Origin of the sequence: Candidatus Kuenenia sp., from assembly GCF_039794105.1 — a bacterium.
In the GTDB taxonomy this organism is placed as follows: Bacteria; Planctomycetota; Brocadiia; order Brocadiales; family Brocadiaceae; genus Kuenenia.
On record NZ_JBDIWA010000009.1, the window covers coordinates 36,571 to 54,673 of the forward strand.

General features: G+C 42.3%; 17 protein-coding genes. 10 read left to right on the forward strand and 7 right to left on the reverse strand.

All coding sequences use genetic code 11. The annotated features are described in order from the left end of the window. Positions 1 to 24 precede the first annotated feature (24 nt). Complete coding sequence (locus tag ABJL82_RS06785; protein WP_347273975.1) at positions 25 to 3,504, forward strand: chemotaxis protein CheB; 3,480 nt, start codon at positions 25 to 27, stop codon at positions 3,502 to 3,504. Positions 3,505 to 3,534: 30 nt separating this feature from the next. Here ABJL82_RS06785 and ABJL82_RS06790 read toward each other — a convergent pair whose 3' ends face one another. Then, positions 3,535 to 3,666 (reverse strand): hypothetical protein, encoded by a 132-nt coding sequence (locus tag ABJL82_RS06790; protein WP_347273976.1) that lies wholly within the window; start codon positions 3,664 to 3,666, stop codon positions 3,535 to 3,537. Positions 3,667 to 4,019: 353 nt separating this feature from the next. Beyond that, a complete protein-coding gene (locus ABJL82_RS06795; RefSeq protein WP_347273977.1) occupies positions 4,020 to 4,370 on the reverse strand; it encodes a helix-turn-helix domain-containing protein in 351 nt (116 codons plus the stop codon). 552 nt (positions 4,371 to 4,922) lie between these two features. On the opposite strand from ABJL82_RS06795, the gene ABJL82_RS06800 reads away from it, so the two are divergent. The 9 genes from ABJL82_RS06800 (at position 4,923) to thyX (ending at position 13,345) form a co-directional block, all read left to right on the forward strand. Then, on the forward strand, positions 4,923 to 8,372 hold the full coding sequence (locus ABJL82_RS06800; RefSeq protein ID WP_347273978.1) for a pyruvate carboxylase: 3,450 nt from the start codon (positions 4,923 to 4,925) through the stop codon (positions 8,370 to 8,372). Between the two features lie 241 nt (positions 8,373 to 8,613). Further along, positions 8,614 to 9,021 carry a winged helix-turn-helix domain-containing protein gene (locus ABJL82_RS06805; protein WP_347273979.1) on the forward strand — a complete coding sequence of 136 codons (408 nt, stop codon included), beginning with the start codon at positions 8,614 to 8,616 and terminating at the stop codon, positions 9,019 to 9,021. Positions 9,022 to 9,033: 12 nt separating this feature from the next. Then, positions 9,034 to 9,489, forward strand: a complete 456-nt coding sequence (locus tag ABJL82_RS06810) for a restriction endonuclease (RefSeq protein ID WP_347273980.1) — start codon at positions 9,034 to 9,036, stop codon at positions 9,487 to 9,489. Between the two features lie 112 nt (positions 9,490 to 9,601). Then, the gene (locus ABJL82_RS06815; RefSeq protein ID WP_347273981.1) at positions 9,602 to 9,868 is read left to right on the forward strand and encodes a hypothetical protein; all 267 of its coding nucleotides are present in this window, start codon (positions 9,602 to 9,604) and stop codon (positions 9,866 to 9,868) included. A 209-nt stretch (positions 9,869 to 10,077) separates the two neighbouring features. Then, a complete protein-coding gene (locus tag ABJL82_RS06820; protein WP_347273982.1) occupies positions 10,078 to 10,251 on the forward strand; it encodes a hypothetical protein in 174 nt (57 codons plus the stop codon). Positions 10,252 to 10,502: 251 nt separating this feature from the next. Beyond that, positions 10,503 to 10,766, forward strand: coding sequence for a hypothetical protein (locus ABJL82_RS06825; RefSeq protein WP_347273983.1), 264 nt, complete (start codon positions 10,503 to 10,505; stop codon positions 10,764 to 10,766). A gap of 160 nt (positions 10,767 to 10,926) precedes the next feature. Beyond that, positions 10,927 to 11,328 (forward strand): type II toxin-antitoxin system VapC family toxin, encoded by a 402-nt coding sequence (locus ABJL82_RS06830; RefSeq protein ID WP_347273984.1) that lies wholly within the window; start codon positions 10,927 to 10,929, stop codon positions 11,326 to 11,328. 685 nt (positions 11,329 to 12,013) lie between these two features. Further along, positions 12,014 to 12,541, forward strand: a complete 528-nt coding sequence (gene cobO / locus ABJL82_RS06835) for a cob(I)yrinic acid a,c-diamide adenosyltransferase (RefSeq protein WP_347273985.1) — start codon at positions 12,014 to 12,016, stop codon at positions 12,539 to 12,541. A 75-nt stretch (positions 12,542 to 12,616) separates the two neighbouring features. Then, positions 12,617 to 13,345 (forward strand): FAD-dependent thymidylate synthase, encoded by a 729-nt coding sequence (gene thyX, locus ABJL82_RS06840; protein ID WP_347273986.1) that lies wholly within the window; start codon positions 12,617 to 12,619, stop codon positions 13,343 to 13,345. A 235-nt stretch (positions 13,346 to 13,580) separates the two neighbouring features. Here the strand turns inward: thyX and fliE are convergent, their stop codons facing one another. The 5 genes from fliE to ABJL82_RS06865 form a co-directional block, all read right to left on the reverse strand. Continuing rightward, complete coding sequence (gene fliE, locus ABJL82_RS06845) at positions 13,581 to 13,880, reverse strand: flagellar hook-basal body complex protein FliE (RefSeq protein WP_347273987.1); 300 nt, start codon at positions 13,878 to 13,880, stop codon at positions 13,581 to 13,583. 10 nt (positions 13,881 to 13,890) lie between these two features. Next, on the reverse strand, positions 13,891 to 14,334 hold the full coding sequence (gene flgC, locus ABJL82_RS06850; RefSeq protein ID WP_347273988.1) for a flagellar basal body rod protein FlgC: 444 nt from the start codon (positions 14,332 to 14,334) through the stop codon (positions 13,891 to 13,893). Between the two features lie 11 nt (positions 14,335 to 14,345). Continuing rightward, complete coding sequence (flgB, locus tag ABJL82_RS06855) at positions 14,346 to 14,723, reverse strand: flagellar basal body rod protein FlgB (protein ID WP_347273989.1); 378 nt, start codon at positions 14,721 to 14,723, stop codon at positions 14,346 to 14,348. Between the two features lie 343 nt (positions 14,724 to 15,066). Continuing rightward, the gene (locus tag ABJL82_RS06860) at positions 15,067 to 16,437 is read right to left on the reverse strand and encodes a sigma-54 dependent transcriptional regulator (protein WP_347273990.1); all 1,371 of its coding nucleotides are present in this window, start codon (positions 16,435 to 16,437) and stop codon (positions 15,067 to 15,069) included. A 321-nt stretch (positions 16,438 to 16,758) separates the two neighbouring features. Then, the gene (locus ABJL82_RS06865; protein WP_347273991.1) at positions 16,759 to 18,081 is read right to left on the reverse strand and encodes an ATP-binding protein; all 1,323 of its coding nucleotides are present in this window, start codon (positions 18,079 to 18,081) and stop codon (positions 16,759 to 16,761) included. Positions 18,082 to 18,103 lie beyond the last annotated feature (22 nt).

The following is an 18,103-nucleotide window of genomic DNA, read 5'->3' on the forward strand; positions in this document are numbered from 1 at the left end:
CAAAACTATACGTAAACTACTATCATGGCCAAAAAGAAATCCCCTTCTGAAACAGTCATGGATACATTGCCCCCAGCGCCAGCCTCTCCGGGGGAAACGCCTACAGAACACAATAACGGCGCTTTTTACATTGCCGGCATCGGCGCCTCGGCAGGGGGTATCGTTGCATTGAAACAGTTTTTTTCCCATATGCCTCCGGGAAAAGGCATTGCGTTTATCGTACTGCAGCACTTTGACCCCGGCAGCAAAAGTATTCTCACAAGTATCCTGCAAAAAACCACACCTATGAAGGTGGTAGATATGGAAAGGGAAAACCGCATACAGCCCAATCATGTCTATGTAATGCCGGCATACAAACACCTTACGCTATCAGGTAAAATAGCATTTCTGAAGGATTGCAAAGAGACGCCTTTGCACAGGAAACCGATTGATGATTTTTTCACTGCGTTAGCGCAAAACCAGGAAAGCTGCGCTGCCGGCATAATATTTTCCGGGGCAGGCAATGACGGCGCCGCCGGCATAAAGGCGATCAAGGAATCGGGGGGCATTACTATGGCACAGGACGTAAACAGCGCAGAATTTGACGGCATGCCGGAAAGCACTATTGCCACAGGATGTGTTGATTTTATACTGCCTCCGCATGAGATGCCCGCCAAACTTCTGCAATGTATAAAAAGCCGCCGCATTGAAAACTCAGAAAAGACAGAGGCCATACCCCCGAAATATTACCGCAGTATAAAGGACATCATAAAAATAATCCTGATGAAAACCGGGCACAATTTTTCTCACTACAAAAAAAGCACCTTCGCCAGAAGGATTGAAAAACGGATGTCTCAAAACTGTATAAACAGCATCACACAATACGTATCCTTTCTTCAGCAAAGCCCTTCTGAAGCAAATGCGCTTTTCCGTGAATTATTGATAACCGTCACCCATTTTTTCCGGGAGATGGAAAATGATGCTGTCATTAAAGAAAAGGTTTTTCCGGAGATATTTAAAAACAAATCTGCGGGAGATGTGGTGCGGATATGGGTACCCGGCTGCGCAACCGGAGAGGAGCCGTATTCCATAGCAATGCTTTTGACAGAATGTATGGAAGAGGCGCATCTGCATTTCAAGATACAGATTTTTGCCAACGACCTAAACGAAGACGCCATCCATTTTGCACGTGCGGCGTTGTACCCGCAAGACAGAGTCGACCATGTATCTCCCGAACGGATTAAGCGCTTTTTCCACAAAAAGAACCATTCATTTATCATCAACAGCCAGATAAGAGAGATGGTAATCTTTTCATGCCATAACATTATTAAGGACCCGCCCTTTTCCCGAATGGATATGATTAGCTGTAAAAATCTCCTCATTTATTTCGACACAACACTGCAAGACAGATTGCTGCCGCTTTTTTATCACGTTTTACGTCCGAATGGGTATCTCTTTCTTGGCAAATCAGAGTCAATAAGAGGGTTTAGCCGTCTCTTTGCCGCAATTGACGAAAAGAACAGGATTTTTAAAAAAATACATTCCTCTGTCAGCTTGTCAACAGCAACAGCCTTATCACAGGAAAAAGGCGAACTGTTCTGTCATAAAGAACAACAGCATGCCAACGCTGTTGAACCGGTCAGTATAAAAGAGCATCTGGCAAAGGTGTTGTTCGATGAGTTTTCACCACCGTGCGTAATTATAAATGAAGACTACACCATTCTCCATATTCACGGCAGAATAGATGGCTTTCTGAAACTCCCGGCTGGAGAGCCGAGTTTTAACATTATAAAAATGGCGCGCGAGGCATTTCGGCCTGAATTGAGATTTGCCATAAAACAGGCTGTAAAACAAAAAAAGACTATTTACAGCAAGCCAATCAGGATGAATACCGATGACGCCCCCCGCACAATAAACATCAGCGTCCGGCCATTTCCGGAGGCGCATGCGCATAGCCAGTTGTATATAGTCGTTTTTCATGGCCAAAGGTCTCCCGGACACGGCGGAGATTTCCCACCCCTCTTTTCTCACACAAAAGAGACCCCGCCACATACCGCAGCGCTTGAAAAAGAACTGGAGGAGACGAAAAAGTCGCTCTGCGATATTCTTGAAAATCTGGAAGATGCAAACGGGAAAATGAAACAGGCGCATGAAACCGTGAGGGAAAAGGACGAAGAGTTACGGAGCACTAAAGAAGAATTGGAAACAACAAAGGAAGAACTCCAGTCGATGAACGAGGAACTGAACATCATAAACGCCGAGCTTCAGTACAAAATCGATGACCTGTCAAAGGCAAACAGCGATATCAACACCCTCCTGAGCAGCACGGAGATAGGCACCGTTTTCCTTGATAAAAATCTATGTATAAAGCGATTTACCCCGGCGGCGGGAAAGATGATGAATCTCCTGGAGTCTGACGTAAAACGTCCTATCAGCCATTTAAATACGTTCCTTATCCGGGAAAGACTTACCGAAAATCTGGAAAAGGTCTTTAAAACATTAATCCCTTACGAAAAGGAGATAAAGGAGCCGGACAGCACGTGGTATCTCGTCCGTTTTTTGCCGTATCAAACGGAAAACAATATGATCGATGGCATCGTCATTACCATTGTAAACATCACAAAACTGAAACGCGCGCAGGAAGAAATCTTTCTTTTGGAAAAACTGATACTTTCCATAAATGAATCTGATAGCTTTCACGCAGCAATGAAATCGGCGCTGCACACTGTTTGCGAGTTTACAAACTGGACGCTTGGAGAGGTGTGGATTCCGGATGAAAGCGGCTCCTATCTCATGCGAAGCGCATCCTGGTTTCCCCGGGAACCGGGATTGCAAAATTTTGACGCATTGAGCAAAAAACAAACCTTTGAAAGAGGCGTAGGGCTGCCAGGCCGCACATGGTCTACAAAACAGGTAGAATGGGTGCGGGACGTAACCCTTGACAAAAACTTCGCACGCACGGAACTGGCAAGATCCCATGGGTTAAAAGCGGGCCTGGCGATTCCCGTTCTTGCCAAAGACGTGGTGGTTGCCGTGATTGTATTTTTTATGTTCGAGGCGTGCGGACAGGACGAACAGTTCGTCAAGCTCGTATCGTCCGTAGCTTCACAGCTTGGGGTGACATTCCGGCGCAAACAGGCGGAGGAGGAGTTGAAGATGAGCAATAATCTTCTGCGGGCAGTTATCGAAGTCATCAATGACGCCGTTTTTGTAAAAGACCTTGAAGGCCGTATTATTCTGGCAAATTCCGCCGTATATACACTTATGGAAAAACCGCTAAACGAAATACTCGGCAGGAAAAATGACGAAATTTTTTCCGCGGACATAGCGAAAAAAATCAATACTGAAGACGACATGGTTTTGCATTCCGGCAAGATGCAAAGATTCGAACGGGAAATTCCCGTTAACGGCGGGAAAACAAAATTAGTGCTATCAACAAAAAGCCCCTACCGCGACAGCAGCGGAAATAGTATTGGACTTGTAGATATATCAAAAGATATTACCGACCTCAAAAAAAGCTGCTAAATGAAATGGATAAAAAAAAGCGTTCTTTTGCTATTGGCAGGAAAACAGTCTCCAGTCTCCAGTCTCCAATCCCCAATCTCCAATCGGCAATCTGCAATCTGCAATCTGCAATTTGCCGACTGCCGACTGTAGATTGCCGGCTGCACCCTGTTGCTTTTTCATCTCCAATAGGCTGAAAAACATCACCCTCCAAGGGAATCACCTTGCCGGGATACATGTGTCTTTTTTAAGTGTGAGATGTAAAAATTACATCTTAGAAAATTATTTGTGCAGTACTCAAGAAACGGTGGGATTTTCATACTGTTGACCTCTATACAATAACAATCACTGCTCGGCGGTGTTTTTATAAACGGACACATCTCTCTCGCTGCCATTTCTTTTTTCCTCCTTCTACTATAGTATTATCCTGTAATAACTTCTTTTTTGTAACCTTTTCTTCGTGTTCTTTGTGTTCTATGTTCTTTGTGCCCTTTGTGGTTAAACTCTTTTTGGTTGCGGCATTGCTGCGCTATGCATTACAAATTCAGCCTCTTTACAATCCGGTAAACGGTTGAATCGGAAAGAAAAACCCCTTCAGCCTCAAGGGATGCCACCAGTTTCCTGATACTCCACTCCGGATATTCATTCTTCAGCTTTTCTACCTTCCGCACAGTAGCTGCGGGAAGTGTTGACCTTCGCAGTGTTTTTGGCCTGCGATTTTTCTTGTCATCCGCGAGCGAAGCAGGATTTTCCGGATCGTAACGTTTCTTCCATCGGTAAAAAGTATCAGGGGAAATCCCAAAATGGCGGCAGGTAAACCGTGCATTCCGCCCATTATTTTCATAAAACTCAAACCATCTCAGTTTCCTACGGATATCTTCATCCATGCCTTTTCCTTTTGCAAAATGCAGTAGGGGCAAAACATTTCCTGCACCTTAATATAACACAGACATGTCCGACCTCTAAATGATATTATTATGCATTATTAACAGCAAGCACATACCGTGCCATTAAATTGCAATGACAAAAAGATTTTAACCGCAAAGGGAACAAAGAACATTAAAAAAACTTACAAAAAAGAGGTTTTTACAGGGTAATACTTATAGAGCGCTATTCGCCAAATTGTAAAGACGCATTGCATGCGTCTCTACTCTGGTTCAGGCTTCGTCGTGAGCTCAGCCGAACGGTTGCAGACCCGCCCTGGAACATGAGTTTCTCTCCCGGGATGCCTGTAATATCCGCTTATCACAAAAATACCGGCAGGTTCGCTTTTCCCTCTATCATCAGCGGCATTAAGTGATAGGGTAAAATGCATTGATTATTAATAAAAATAGTGTTTATTTTATGATTAAAATACTATGATGAAAAAGATATGAAGGCCGCTGTTACCCAAAAACAGTCATATAAAACGACCCTGCTTGTCAGTAGAAGGATTTTTAATGGAAATAAGAAGATTTAAAAAACTACTCGTTGCCAACCGTAGTGAAATAGCAATACGTGTTTTTCGTGCCGCGCACGAATTGGGCATAAGGACTGTAGCAATATATTCCCACGAAGACCGTTTCGCACTTCATCGGTTTAAAGCAGACGAAGCATATCAGACAGGCAAAGGCAAAGATCCCGTTAAAGCGTATTTAGATATTGAAGGAATCATTCAACTTGCCAAAGATAAGGGAATAGACGCCATACACCCGGGTTACGGGTTTCTTTCCGAGAATGCAGACTTTGCCCGTGCATGCGAAAAAGCTGGCATTGCCTTTATAGGCCCACGTTCAGAAATACTTGATCTGCTTGGCAACAAGATATCCGCCAGGCAGATCGCCGACAAGGCTCAGGTCCCCATACTTTCCGGAAATAAATACCCTATCAGAAACCCGGATGAAGCCAAGGCCTTTTGCAATGAAGTGGGATACCCGGTTATCATTAAGGCTGCCCATGGCGGCGGCGGACGGGGAATGCGTATCGTTCGCGGCGAATCTGAATTGGTGAGCCGCCTTAGCGAAGCGCAGCGCGAATCAATGACGGCCTTTGGCTCCGATGAATGCTTCATTGAAAAATACATCGAAAAGGCGCGTCATATTGAGGTGCAAATACTGGGAGACAAATATAAACATATTGTACACCTCTATGAACGCGACTGTACCCTTCAAAGACGCCATCAGAAAGTTGTAGAGATAGCCCCGGCACAGCATCTTGATGCGTCCGTCAGGCAAGACATCTGTGACGCGGCAGTAAAAATATGCAAATCGGTAGATTATGATAATGCCGGCACGGTGGAATTCCTTCTCGATACGGAAAAAAACACATTTTATTTTATTGAAATCAACCCAAGAATACAGGTTGAACATACCGTTACGGAAACAATAACCGATATCGACATTGTCAAAAGACAGATATTGATCAGCAAAGGGTTTCCCCTTGATTCACCTGAAATCCGGATACCAAACCAGGAATCAATCCAAACCAGGGGGGTCGCCATTCAATGCCGGATCACCACAGAAGATCCTTCCAATACGTTTATTCCCGACTACGGACGTATTCAGCATTACCGTTCTGCCGGCGGTATGGGCATTCGCCTTGACGCAGGCACCGCCTTTTCCGGAGCCATTGTCACCCCCTATTACGATTCTCTGCTTGTTAAGGTTACAGCGTCCGGAATTTGTTTTGAGGATGCAGTGAACCGCATGGACAGGGCTTTGGATGAATTCCGGATTCGCGGCGTAAAAACCAATATTCCGTTTCTCATTAATCTTATAAATCACAAGGATTTCCTGAAAGGAAAGAGCACTACACGTTTTATTGACGAGAATAAAGACCTTGTCCGTTTTTCCCGGCGCAGGGACCGTGCTACGCTTATCATGCGTTTTTTAGGAGACGTCCTTGTCAACGGCCATCCACTTATCAAAGAACTTCCGAAATCCGTATGCCGCCGTAAAGCGCCGGTACCCACAGTTGACCATAAAGAATCAAGGCCGAAAGGCGCCCGTGATATGCTGCTTGAAATGGGACCGGCAAAATTTGTTCAACATATTCGCGATGAAAAACGACTGTTATTGGCGGATACCACATTTCGTGATGCGCATCAGTCACTGCTTGCAACCCGCATGAGAACCATCGATATGCTGAAAATTGCTGAGGTGTATTCCAGGAACCATGCCGATTTCTTTTCAATTGAAGTGTGGGGCGGAGCAACCTTTGATACTGCCATGAGGTTTCTTACAGAGTGCCCCTGGGATCGTTTGCGCTCCATGCGCAAACTTGCGCCCAACATACTCTTTCAAATGCTGCTCAGGGCATCCAATGGCGTGGGATATACAAATTATCCCGATAATGTTGTCAAGGCATTTATCAGACAGTCGGCTGAAAGCGGAATAGACGTGTTTCGTGTTTTCGACTCGCTCAACTGGGTTGCAAATATGAGGGTAGCGATGGATGCTGTTCTGGAAACCGGCGCCTTATGCGAGGCGGCGATATGTTATACCGGTGATATACTTGACCCGAAACGCACGAAATATACCCTTGACTATTATGTGAAAATGGCAAAAGAACTGGAAGCACTGGGAGCGCATATGCTGTCAATAAAAGATATGGCAGGACTACTGAAGCCCTACGCTGCTTATGAGCTTGTTTACGCTTTGAAGTCGGCAGTAAACATTCCGGTACATTTGCATACGCACGACACTTCCGGCGGACAGATTGCCACCCTTATAAAAGCAGCAGAGGCTGGAGTAGATATTGTGGATGCGGCTATGGGACCCCTTTCCGGATTAACGTCTCAACCCAATCTGAATACACTGGTAGAGATGCTGCGGTTTCACGAACGCAGCACCGGTATGGACTTTAAAGCACTCGGACTGCTCTCGGATTACTGGGAAGTGGTCAGGGAATACTATGCGCCATTTGAATCCATCCAAAAGGCATGTACCGCAGAGGTGTTCCACCATGAAATTCCGGGGGGGCAGTTTACCAATCTTTTCCAACAGGCGCACTCAATGGGATTGGCGCACCGGTGGCGCGAAATTACGGATGTTTACGCAGAGGTGAATCAGATTTTTGGCGATATTGTAAAAGTAACCCCATCTTCAAAAGTGGTCGGGGATATGACACTTTTTCTGGTCACAAATAATATGAAGGCAAAGGATATTCTCGGCAGTGACAAGGATATTTCATTTCCTACCTCTGTTGTAGAATTTTTTGAGGGACGTCTTGGCCAGCCTACGGGAGGTTTTCCGAAAGAAGTACAGTACAAAATTTTGCGCGGAGCGCCTGCTTATACGGAAAGGCCAGGCGCTAATCTTCCACCTGTGTACCTTGAAGAGATGAAGGAAAAAGTAGAGTCCCGTATCTTCAGGACTATCTCCAATGAAGAGCTTATGTCTTATTTAATGTATCCGGAAGTCTTCTTTCAATATGCAGAACACAGAAAGAAATATGATGATGTATCTGTCATTCCTACGGATGTGTTCTTTTATGGCATGCCCATGCATGAAGAAATCTCAATTGACATTGAAGAAGGGAAAACCCTGATTTTCAAACTGGTAGCAATAAGTACGGTAAATGAAGAGGGAAATTGCACGGTATTCTTCGAACTGAACGGTCAGCCGCGTGAAGTTGTTATTGCAAATCGTAAAATTGCCGCTTCAATCATCAGACATCCTCAAATAGAGGAGGGGAATAGTAAACATGTCGGCGCGCCTATGCCAGGCATGGTTGTTAAAGTAAAAGTAGCAGCAGGTGATAAAGTTACCAAAAATGATCCGCTCCTGATTATGGAGGCGATGAAGATGGAAGCAACCATTTATGCAGAGCACGATGGGGAGATTAGCAAGGTACTGGTGAAACCGCGGGATAATGTAGAAGCCAGGGATCTGCTTATTGTTTACAAGTGATGAGACAGGAGGCAATACATAAGGAAGCAGCCCATTTAGTACCTTATTAGTCATTGGTCAATTATAAGCTTGTATGGAAATATTACAGGAAATCAAACTGTTATCTAATATTGAAAAACTGAAAAGTCGTGCTGCAAGCACTTAGCAGTAATGTATACAAATAAAAATATATCTCATAATTGCCGTAAATTAATATGATATTTGAGAAGTCTAATATAAAGTTAGCGGTTAGAAAACAACAATGACGCGTAAATCAAATGCCGAGTTTGTAAAGTGGTTTGGACCACTTCTTGACGCGCTCCGTGACCTTGGAGATTCCGGTAGGCCGCGAGAAGTTTCGGACCGTATAGCCAAGAATCTTAACCTCACAGACGAGGTGCTGGACGAAACATTGAAGTCCGGTGGCAGCAGGTTTCACAATCAGGTTGCCTGGGCGAGGCAGTATCTGGTCTGGGAGGGAATGCTCGAATCGTCCAAGCACGGCACATGGACGCTCACGGAAAAGGGTCGTACAGCACACATTTCTGATGCTCAGGCAGCCGAAATATTCAAGAAATGGGTCGCGATCCACGCCGAGAACAGGAAACAAAAAGCGGCGGAGCAGGGTGAAACAACGGAAGAGGAAGCACCCGCCCCGGACACACCGTAAGCAGATCAGAAAATGAGCCTGATTGCTATTCTGCGCTCATTGAGCCCGCTCGGCTTCGAGAAGGTGTCTCGGGAACTCCTGCGTGAATCAGGATTTGAAAATGTCGAGATCACGGGAGGTTCAGCCGATGGCGGCATAGATGGCTTCGGCACACTGGAGATCAATCCGTTCGTAAGTTTCAAAGTATTGTTTCAATGCAAGCGATACGCGGATGGCAACTTGGTTGGTCGTTCACAAGTGGGCGACTTTAGAAATGCCATGATCGGAAGAGCCGAGAAAGGAATCATCATCACAACATCTTCATTTACCAACGCGGCAGTAGTTGAAGCCAATCGAGAGGGTGCGCCAAAAGTTGAACTTGTTGATGGTGCAAAATTGGTCGAAATGTTTCAGCGCGTTGAGCTTGGAGTTAAAAAGCGGACAGTTTATGACATCGATCTAAGCTATTTTGAGAGGTTTAGAGATTGACTGCTAACAATGCGTTGCAGGTGATGTCTGTCCCGCTGCTCGTGCCAGCCGCAACCGAACGCAGACGTTAGCTGTTTAAGAATATAGTTGATAATAATAGTATAATTTAACCATGAATCAGAAACTGTACATAGAGACAAGTATTATAAGCTATCTGACCTCTAAACCGAGTCGTGATATTATTATAGCCGCTCATCAACAAATTACATACGATTGGTGGTCTACTCATCGAGATGAATTTGATTTATTCACTTCACAATTTGTAATCGATGAAGCCGAAGCAGGCGACCCCGATGCAGCACAAAAAAGATTATTGGAATTAAATAAAATAGCTTTACTGGATATCACAATGATATTATCGGTTTATCAGAAGCTTTAATGGATAAGAAATGCTTACCTCTCAAAGCCGTGGTAGATTATTTACATATTTCTATAGCATCAATCCATAATATGAATTATTTATTAACATGGAATTGTAAACATATAGCAAATGCGAAAATGCGACCATTAATTGAGAAAGTAATATTTGATAATGGTTATATCGCTCCGATAATCTGTATTCCAGAAAAATTATTAGGAGAATAAAAAATGTATAATGATCCAATAATAGAAGAGATTCATAAGTATCGTGAAAAACACGCAGCCAAATTTAATTATGATATTAAGAAAATTGTAAATTATTATAGAAAACAACAAAACGAAAGCTCAAAAAAAATTGTAAGTTTCATTAAAAAAGCTGATGAAATCCACACAGAAAACTAATAATATCTTTTTGCTACAAAGACTTTTAAATTCAGCTAACAATGGGATCATACGGACGGGCAAGCCATGGCACTATTTTCAGTCAGTGGGGAATTTTTATGTATGTTCATCGGTTGAAATTCATCCTTTGCTTGCCCGCCGTACAGCCCATGCGTTAGCAGTGGAAAGTTTTTCTAAGATCCCACACATAAATTTTTCCTGAATCTTCAAGAGAACTGGCGAATGATTTTTTTATTTAATCAGGGGAGATTTTGACTTATCTTAGGGCAAATAGAGTGATTACTAAATTTATATGGAAGGATTATAATATGAACCAGTTTATTACAGATACCAGAATTATCAAAGGGCATTTGGAGTTAAGTAATATCCCTTTTAGTAGTGATTTGGATGTAAAAGTGATAGTTATTCCAAAGGTCAAGTTAGAAAGGATGTCTTTTGAGAAAGTTCAACAGCTTACAAAATCTATAAAAGGAAATCTTTCTGATGACGTAATTGGAGAGAGAAAAGTCGGATGAATCTGTTTATTGATACCAGCGCTCTTGTGAAGCTATATCATAGAGAAGATGGGAGTGAACAATTAACCGATTCCTTAAACAAAATGAAGATGACCTGGTGATTACAATTTCTGGCCTGTCGAGAATAGAATTCCATTCTGCATTTCTGAAGCGAGTAAGAATGAAGGAAATTGATTTATCAACAGTTCAGCAAGCTTTTAAAGAGTTTGAAAATGATCTTACAATGATAAACGTTCTGGAAACAACATCAGAGGTAAAGGAGTTTGCGGTTTCTTTACTGGATAATATTGCTCCGGCCAAAAATCTCCGAACCTTAGATGCGCTCCAATTAGCAACGGCCCTTACTGGTGACCAATTTTATCGTGTCTCTTATTTTATAGCCGCTGATCAAAGACTATTAAAAGTAGCGGCGGAATATTTTAACACCTTCAATCCGGTTGAGTTTAAGGAAGCAGATAATACGGAAAGTCAGTTTACAGAACCGGCAAAGAAGTTTTGGGATTCTATTCCGGAAAATATAAGGGAGGAATTGCTTGAGAATGTATGGTGCATGGTGCAGTAATTGTTCAGAGATTACTACAATCATAAATTTTAAAGGAACCATTGAAAGTGGTGATTTAATCCTTCGAGGGGAGTGTCGAAAGTGTGGTTATAAAGTTGCCAGATTAATAGAAAGCGAATGAAAGTAAATGAGTTTGTTATAATAAAGTTCGTAGGTCAGGCATCACTGCTAACAGGCTGTTGGAGCCGATGAAACCCGTTTTGGCAACAGATGAGCGTTCGGATCTTCCGCGGAAATTTTGTAGTTTTGTTTACAATGTGCCCGCTTTGGGTTTCACGGCTCAACAGCAGCGTTACAGACGGGGTCAAATGGGCAATTTTGCTTTATTTTGTGGGTGTAATTCCCCACTTTGTTAGGAGGGCAGAGGGGTCGCATCTTGACTATTGACAAATATCTAATTGATAAAGAGTTGTACCCATCCCTCTTAATCAAACAACCACTTCGCTATTTTAAGTGAGGAGCTTTGTAACTATTCAGCGTAAACGATACACGGTTCGTTCCCAAAACCTTGTACTGAACGTAGTGAAGTATCTGTTTGAGAACGAGTTGTGCTCTGCACTCCGGTTGTTTGATAAATTACGCTGAATAGCTACGCCTAAGTTCTTGTCGTCTGTTTCTACTCTACTGGTTCCTCTTTTGTATTTTATGTTTATTTGATTCTGGCTTGTCCCGCTTAGGATAGTATATGGAAAATGGGCTTATACTGATACATACCGGAAATGGAAAAGGGAAAACTACCGCGGCATTGGGGCTTTGCTTTCGTGCTATTGGACAGGGTATGAAGGCGCTTATGCTTTCATTTATCAAAAGTTCCCAAAAAACCGGCGAGATGAGGGCTGCTAAATTATTGGCGCCTGATTTTAAAATGGTGCTTATGGGGCAGGGATTTATTAAAACGCAAAAAGGACATTTTTCCGAAGAAACTATCAAAAATGTCAAAGAATCCTGGGAATATGCGAAGAAGGAGATTTTCTCCGATGAATACGATCTCATTGTTCTTGACGAAATTAACCATTTGATTGATTATGGATTGCTGGATGTCGAAGACGTTATTGGGGTGATACAAAATAAACCCCGGCGATTAAATCTTGTTCTTACAGGACGGAATGCCAAAAGTCAATTGATCGATATTGCGGATTTAGTGACTGAGATGAAAGAAATAAAGCACCACTATAAAAATGGAATTAAGGCGCGTAAAGGGATAGAATTTTAGCGGGGTGAAGTCTCAAACCAAAAAGGGATACAGATTTTTAATGTTTATTTTCTCATCTTGTTATATTATGAAAACATGTCTGAATCAAAACTAAATGTACTATTATTACGATACACACAAGACCCTGAACATATCGTGGCGCAAGCCGCCAAACTGTGTTATAGCCCCTCCTCTGTTGCTGAATTAAAGGAACAGATTGACCGCAAGGATCAGTCCGCTTTTATTGAAAAATTAACGGAAATGGGGCATCTCTCACCTATAGAACACGTCAGTTTTACCTTTGGCATAGAGGGCATTTCCCGCGCCTGTTCACATCAGCTTGTTCGGCATCGTTTGGCTTCTTATTCCCAGCAAAGCCAGCGTTATGTCGGAAAGTACAGTAAGAAAACCGGTGGTTTTGATTTTGTTATCCCCCCCAGGATTGAAAAAGCCGGGAAAAAACAGTGGTTCATTGAAAAAATGAATTGTATTCAGGAATGGTATGACGAACTGATAGAGGCGCTGGGCGATAGTGGAGAAAGCACATTTGAAGACGCCAGATTTTTACTGCCCAATGCCGCGGAGACAAAGATTATCATTACCATGAACGCCCGCGAATTATTGCATTTCTTTCGTGTACGTTGCTGCAATCGCGCACAATGGGAGATCAGGGCTATGGCAATTGAAATGCTGCGGCTCGCGAAAAAGGTCGCCCCAAATATTTTGAAAGATGCAGGCCCTGGTTGCGTAAACGATGCATGCCCGGAAGGAAAAATGACGTGCGGGAAGATGGTTGAAGTGAGAAATATGTTTAGAAATATATGATACTGCGGAGTGCCTCTTTTTTTAAATCTGCATTGTTACAACCTGCCAATAGCAATAACTTATGACTGCACCCATTTTTTCAGAAAAAGGGTAAAAACGAGTGTAACGCATTAATTAGATAAGGCTCACGTAAGGTTTGGAATATTGAGTTTTTTGTCATTCGAATTTGTTTCGTATTTCGACATTCGTATTTCGAATTTGGTTGCAGCAAAGGCTGCGCTAAGGATTATTCCAGTTACATTTGCATACGCATAACTTCTTTGTATGTTTCTACCAGTTTGTTGCGGGTTTCCATCATAAACTTAAAGCTAACCTCCGCCTTTGACATGGCAACCATAACTTCATGAATATTTTCAATCTTTCCACCGGAAAATTTCTCGATACTGTCACTGGCTTTCACCTGAAGGTCATTAATCTCATTGATAAAACCTCCCAATGTATCTTTAAAGGAAGCGCCTTTCTGTTCTTCAACAAAATCAAACCCTTTGTTTTGTTGAATTGAACCGTCATTATTATTAATCAGTAAAACAGCCATAACTACACTCCTATCTTCCAATAATTGACAATGCCTGATTTGTAATATCTTTAGAAGAATTTATCACCGCAAGATTCGCTTCGTAAGACCTGGATGCCGTGACCAGATCAACCATCTCCGTTGCAATATTTACGTTAGGCATCTCTACAAAACCATTTTCATCCGCCTGAGGATGCCCGGGGATAAATACCTTATTAAAAGGCTCATTGCTTTTCATAATATTACTCACCTTTACGCCGCCCAAACGCTCCATTCCATCAATATCGGACAGATTAGCCGCCTTATTAAGAATAGACTGGAATTCCACCTGTTCCCTGCGATACGGACCGCCGTCGGGAGAGTTAGTAGCATTTGCATTAGCAATATTATTTGCTATCACATTCATGCGGATACGTTCCGCAGTAAGCCCGGTGGCGCTTATATCCAGCGCTGAAAATACCTTACTTATTCCCATATTTTTTCTCCTTAACCTCTAGAGCCGTCAATTGCGGCTTTTACTAAATCAAATTTCTTTGCCAGTAACTGCGAATATATTTTATAAAAACCCGTATTTTTCAATAAAGTAGCAACCTCTTTTTCCATATCCACCGTGTTCCCATCATTGCGCAAGGTTCCATCTACAACATCTTCAGAAATTACGACCTTTGGCTCAAACTTATTAAAATTTTTCTGCGAACTGCTTTGTATAGCCTTTTCAAGCTCGCCCTCAAAATTAACCACCATTTTCTTGTAGCCAGGAGTGTTTACATTGGCAATGTTGTTTGCTACAACCTTGTGTTTCAGGGATGAAACATCCAACATATTCTCTAATAAACCAAACGTTTTATCTAAACCAATATTCATAATCTTTCTCCTTATCCACAGAACTTCGCAAAACAAATACCGGAAAACAGCAACAGCAAATACAATATGCAATAAAAATACACATGTATCTATTTATCAATAAGATACAGCGTAAGTAAAAATATATTACTGTATCCGTGAAGGCAAATCTTTGTCCCCCTATTAAGAAAAAATTTCACGGTATGTAGGAAAATACATCGCCTTCTGCTCAATCCTCAGTCCTCAGTCCTCAGTCCTCAGTCCTCAATCTGCAATTTGCCGATTGCCGATTGCCGACTGTAGATTGTCGATTTCTACGGTATAATGGGAAATCCCAAGTCCCCAATATCTCCATTTTCACAATTTATTGAGCAATTACGTATTTATTGAGTTTATTCCGCAATGTTCTGGTTGTAATTTTAAGCAACTCGGCTGCCTTTGTTTTATTCCCGCCCGTTTTTTCGAGTGTAGTATAAATCAATTCCTTTTCTGCGTCTTCAATGGATTGACCATTCTTTTTTATGTTTACGGAATCATTACACATGGTATGTTCGGATTTTTTTGTGTCAATGAGGGATGTAAAGTTTTCTAATCGAAGCTCTTCCGACGAACCCATAACAACCGCTCTTTGCATAATATTTTTCAATTCCCTCACATTTCCAGGCCAATTGTATTGAGAAAGATAGTCCATTGCCTTTTTTTCAATCGATTTGGCGGATGAATTATTTTCCGAACTATATTTTTCAAGATAGGTATTCGCCAGCAACGGGATATCTTCGCGCCTTTCCCGTAAGGGCGGTAAGTGTATTGGAACGACGTTTAACCGGTAAAACAAATCTTCGCGAAACGTCCCCTTTTGTATTTCCTTTGCCAAATCCCTGTTTGTAGTTGCGACAATGCGGACGTCGATTTTTATGGTTTTTTCTCCCCCAACCCGCTCAAATTCCTCTTCTTCCAGCACCCGCAATAACTTTGCCTGGATATTGGGAGAAATCTCGCTGACTTCATCAAGAAGCAGCGTGCCTTCGTTTGCCAGTTCAAAGCGTCCTATGCGCTTTGCCACCGCTCCGGTATATGCGCCGCGTTCGTGCCCAAAGAGTTCACTTTCCAGGAGGGACTCTGCCAGGGCTGCGCAATTTACCCGAATAAAAGGTTTTTCACAACGCGGGCTGAAATAATGTATCGCACGCGCAACTAATTCCTTGCCCGTACCGCTCTCCCCCTGTATAAGAACACTTGCCTTGCTCTGTGCGATCTTTTTCAGTTGTTCATATATTTGCGACATTTTAGAGTTTTTGCTGTAAACAGGCTCAGATTTTTCATCCGCATTGGAAGCAGACCGCCAGTATTTATTTTCAGCGATTAATTTCTGCCGTTCATTCACCCTTGAGATTAAAAGCTCAATCTGATCGGGAGAAAAAGGTTTTATAATATAATCATAAGCGCCTTTTCTCATAGCTTCCACAGCAGACTCTATAGTGCCATACGCTGTCATGAGAATGACTACGGTTTCCTGCGAAATCCCCTTTACCTTTTCAAGCGCCTCCATGCCGTCCATTCCCGGCATTTTCATATCCATGAAAACCATGTCAAAATCTTCTTTGCCGATTCGCGAGACGGCTTGCTGTCCGTTACCAACCCCTGTAACGTCATATCCGCCTCTTTTCAGCGTTTCACAGAGGTATTCACGCCCCAATGCATCATCATCGACAACCATTATTTTTTCGACACTCATTTTATTCCCCTATAGATCAGATAAAAAATTCGAAGCACGAAGTACGAAATACGAAACAAATCTCAAAATACAAAATCCCAATGAAAAAACCGGGTTTTGAACATTTGAAAATTGAAATTTAGAATTAAAAAACGTTCGTTTTCGTAAGAATTATTCGGTTAAAACGAGGCCTTCAAATATCCACGGGGGTATAACATGGTTTCATTCTTTTTTCCATTCGAAGCCGGAGCTTGGGAACGAGAGTAAAATCTGTGTAATCTGTGGTTCCTCTTTCGTAATTTTGTGTCAGCATTGAGGACTTCGGATTTCACAATTATCGGTTTAAGCAAACTGCATCGCCAATGCCTCTTCTTCCGGAACGAAGTTGCTGTACGAATCCATATAGTCATGCGAATTTATGGGCAAATTAATATAAAATGTCGTACCCTTTCCCTCTTCGCTTTCAACAAAGATTTTGCCGTTGTGCGCTTCAATAATTTTGTTCACAATTGCCAATCCAATCCCCGTTCCATCCTGTTTTGTCGTAAAAAAGAGGTCAAATATCTTCCGGACAACCTCTTTTTTAATTCCTACGCCGGTATCCTTTATGCCAATCTGAACAACGCCGTTATCGTTTTCTCCCTCTATTGTCCGCGTAAATACCGTTAAATGGCCCCCGCATGTCATAGATTGGATTGCATTTAAGCAAAGATTCAAAAAAACCTGCTGCAATTTTTCAGCATCGCATTTCAAACAATAATCATCTGCGCCGTATTCTTTATGGATAGAAATAGTATCTATTCCATTCCGGTTCATGTCTTCCTTAATAAAAAAGAGTGTTCTGTCCAAAATTTCAGATATACGGCTATTCATTAAACTCAATCGTACCGGACGTGCAAATACCAGCAACTCGGTAACCGTTTTGTTCAGATTTTTCGTGCCTTGTATTATATTTTTTACCAGTTTCTTACGGGGGTCGGAATCATCAAAGTCCCTTGCAAGTAATGCAGAAAACCCTTCAATACCATTTAGTGGATTACGAATTTCATGGGCAATACTGGCCGCCATTGCGCCAATGGCTGCAAGTTTATCCGCTTTTCTCAATCGCATCTCCAAATCTCTTATCTTTGACAAGTCTTTAAACACCTCTACAGCGCCTATAATATTGTCCTGCGAGTCCTTAATCAGTGACACGCTGCTTTCTACCATCCTGGCCAATCCCTGGCTGGTCTTTATTTTACGCTCAACATTAATAAAATTTTGCCCCTTTTTAATAGCCTCCATAAGCAGGGATTCGCCGCCGTCCGCATTTTCGTATAAACACTCTATATTTCCCCCTACCACGCAAGACCCGCTGAAACTTAATATTTCTTCCGCCGCCGTATTGAAAGTAGTTATTTCCCCTTTCGTATTTATGGCAATAACACCGCTATGAATACTTCCCAAAAGACTATTTAGATATTTCGTAAGGCTGTCGAGTTCCTGCACTTTATCCTTTAAACGGGCATTTGTATCTTCCATCTCCTTATCTATTTCTTTTACCCTGCTTTGCAGCTTATTGTACGCCTCTTCCAAACGCAATGTATAAAGATTAAACTGTTCAAAGGCGGTTGCGAGTTCATTCCTGAATTTTTTCGGATATTTGTTCACGGCAATATTTTTCATAACGTAACCCCGTTTTCTTTTC

What these genes read in the sequence shown, in the direction of transcription:
- ABJL82_RS06785 (WP_347273975.1), top strand. Translation starts at nt 25, where the DNA reads ATGGCCAAAAAGAAATCCCCTTCTGAAACAGTCATGGATACATTGCCC.
- ABJL82_RS06790 (WP_347273976.1), bottom strand. Translation starts at nt 3,666, where the DNA reads ATGAAAAAGCAACAGGGTGCAGCCGGCAATCTACAGTCGGCAGTCGGC.
- ABJL82_RS06795 (WP_347273977.1), bottom strand. Translation starts at nt 4,370, where the DNA reads ATGGATGAAGATATCCGTAGGAAACTGAGATGGTTTGAGTTTTATGAA.
- ABJL82_RS06800 (WP_347273978.1), top strand. Translation starts at nt 4,923, where the DNA reads ATGGAAATAAGAAGATTTAAAAAACTACTCGTTGCCAACCGTAGTGAA.
- ABJL82_RS06805 (WP_347273979.1), top strand. Translation starts at nt 8,614, where the DNA reads ATGACGCGTAAATCAAATGCCGAGTTTGTAAAGTGGTTTGGACCACTT.
- ABJL82_RS06810 (WP_347273980.1), top strand. Translation starts at nt 9,034, where the DNA reads ATGAGCCTGATTGCTATTCTGCGCTCATTGAGCCCGCTCGGCTTCGAG.
- ABJL82_RS06815 (WP_347273981.1), top strand. Translation starts at nt 9,602, where the DNA reads ATGAATCAGAAACTGTACATAGAGACAAGTATTATAAGCTATCTGACC.
- ABJL82_RS06820 (WP_347273982.1), top strand. Translation starts at nt 10,078, where the DNA reads ATGTATAATGATCCAATAATAGAAGAGATTCATAAGTATCGTGAAAAA.
- ABJL82_RS06830 (WP_347273984.1), top strand. Translation starts at nt 10,927, where the DNA reads ATGAAGGAAATTGATTTATCAACAGTTCAGCAAGCTTTTAAAGAGTTT.
- cobO (WP_347273985.1), top strand. Translation starts at nt 12,014, where the DNA reads ATGGAAAATGGGCTTATACTGATACATACCGGAAATGGAAAAGGGAAA.
- thyX (WP_347273986.1), top strand. Translation starts at nt 12,617, where the DNA reads ATGTCTGAATCAAAACTAAATGTACTATTATTACGATACACACAAGAC.
- fliE (WP_347273987.1), bottom strand. Translation starts at nt 13,880, where the DNA reads ATGGCTGTTTTACTGATTAATAATAATGACGGTTCAATTCAACAAAAC.
- flgC (WP_347273988.1), bottom strand. Translation starts at nt 14,334, where the DNA reads ATGGGAATAAGTAAGGTATTTTCAGCGCTGGATATAAGCGCCACCGGG.
- flgB (WP_347273989.1), bottom strand. Translation starts at nt 14,723, where the DNA reads ATGAATATTGGTTTAGATAAAACGTTTGGTTTATTAGAGAATATGTTG.
- ABJL82_RS06860 (WP_347273990.1), bottom strand. Translation starts at nt 16,437, where the DNA reads ATGAGTGTCGAAAAAATAATGGTTGTCGATGATGATGCATTGGGGCGT.
- ABJL82_RS06865 (WP_347273991.1), bottom strand. Translation starts at nt 18,081, where the DNA reads ATGAAAAATATTGCCGTGAACAAATATCCGAAAAAATTCAGGAATGAA.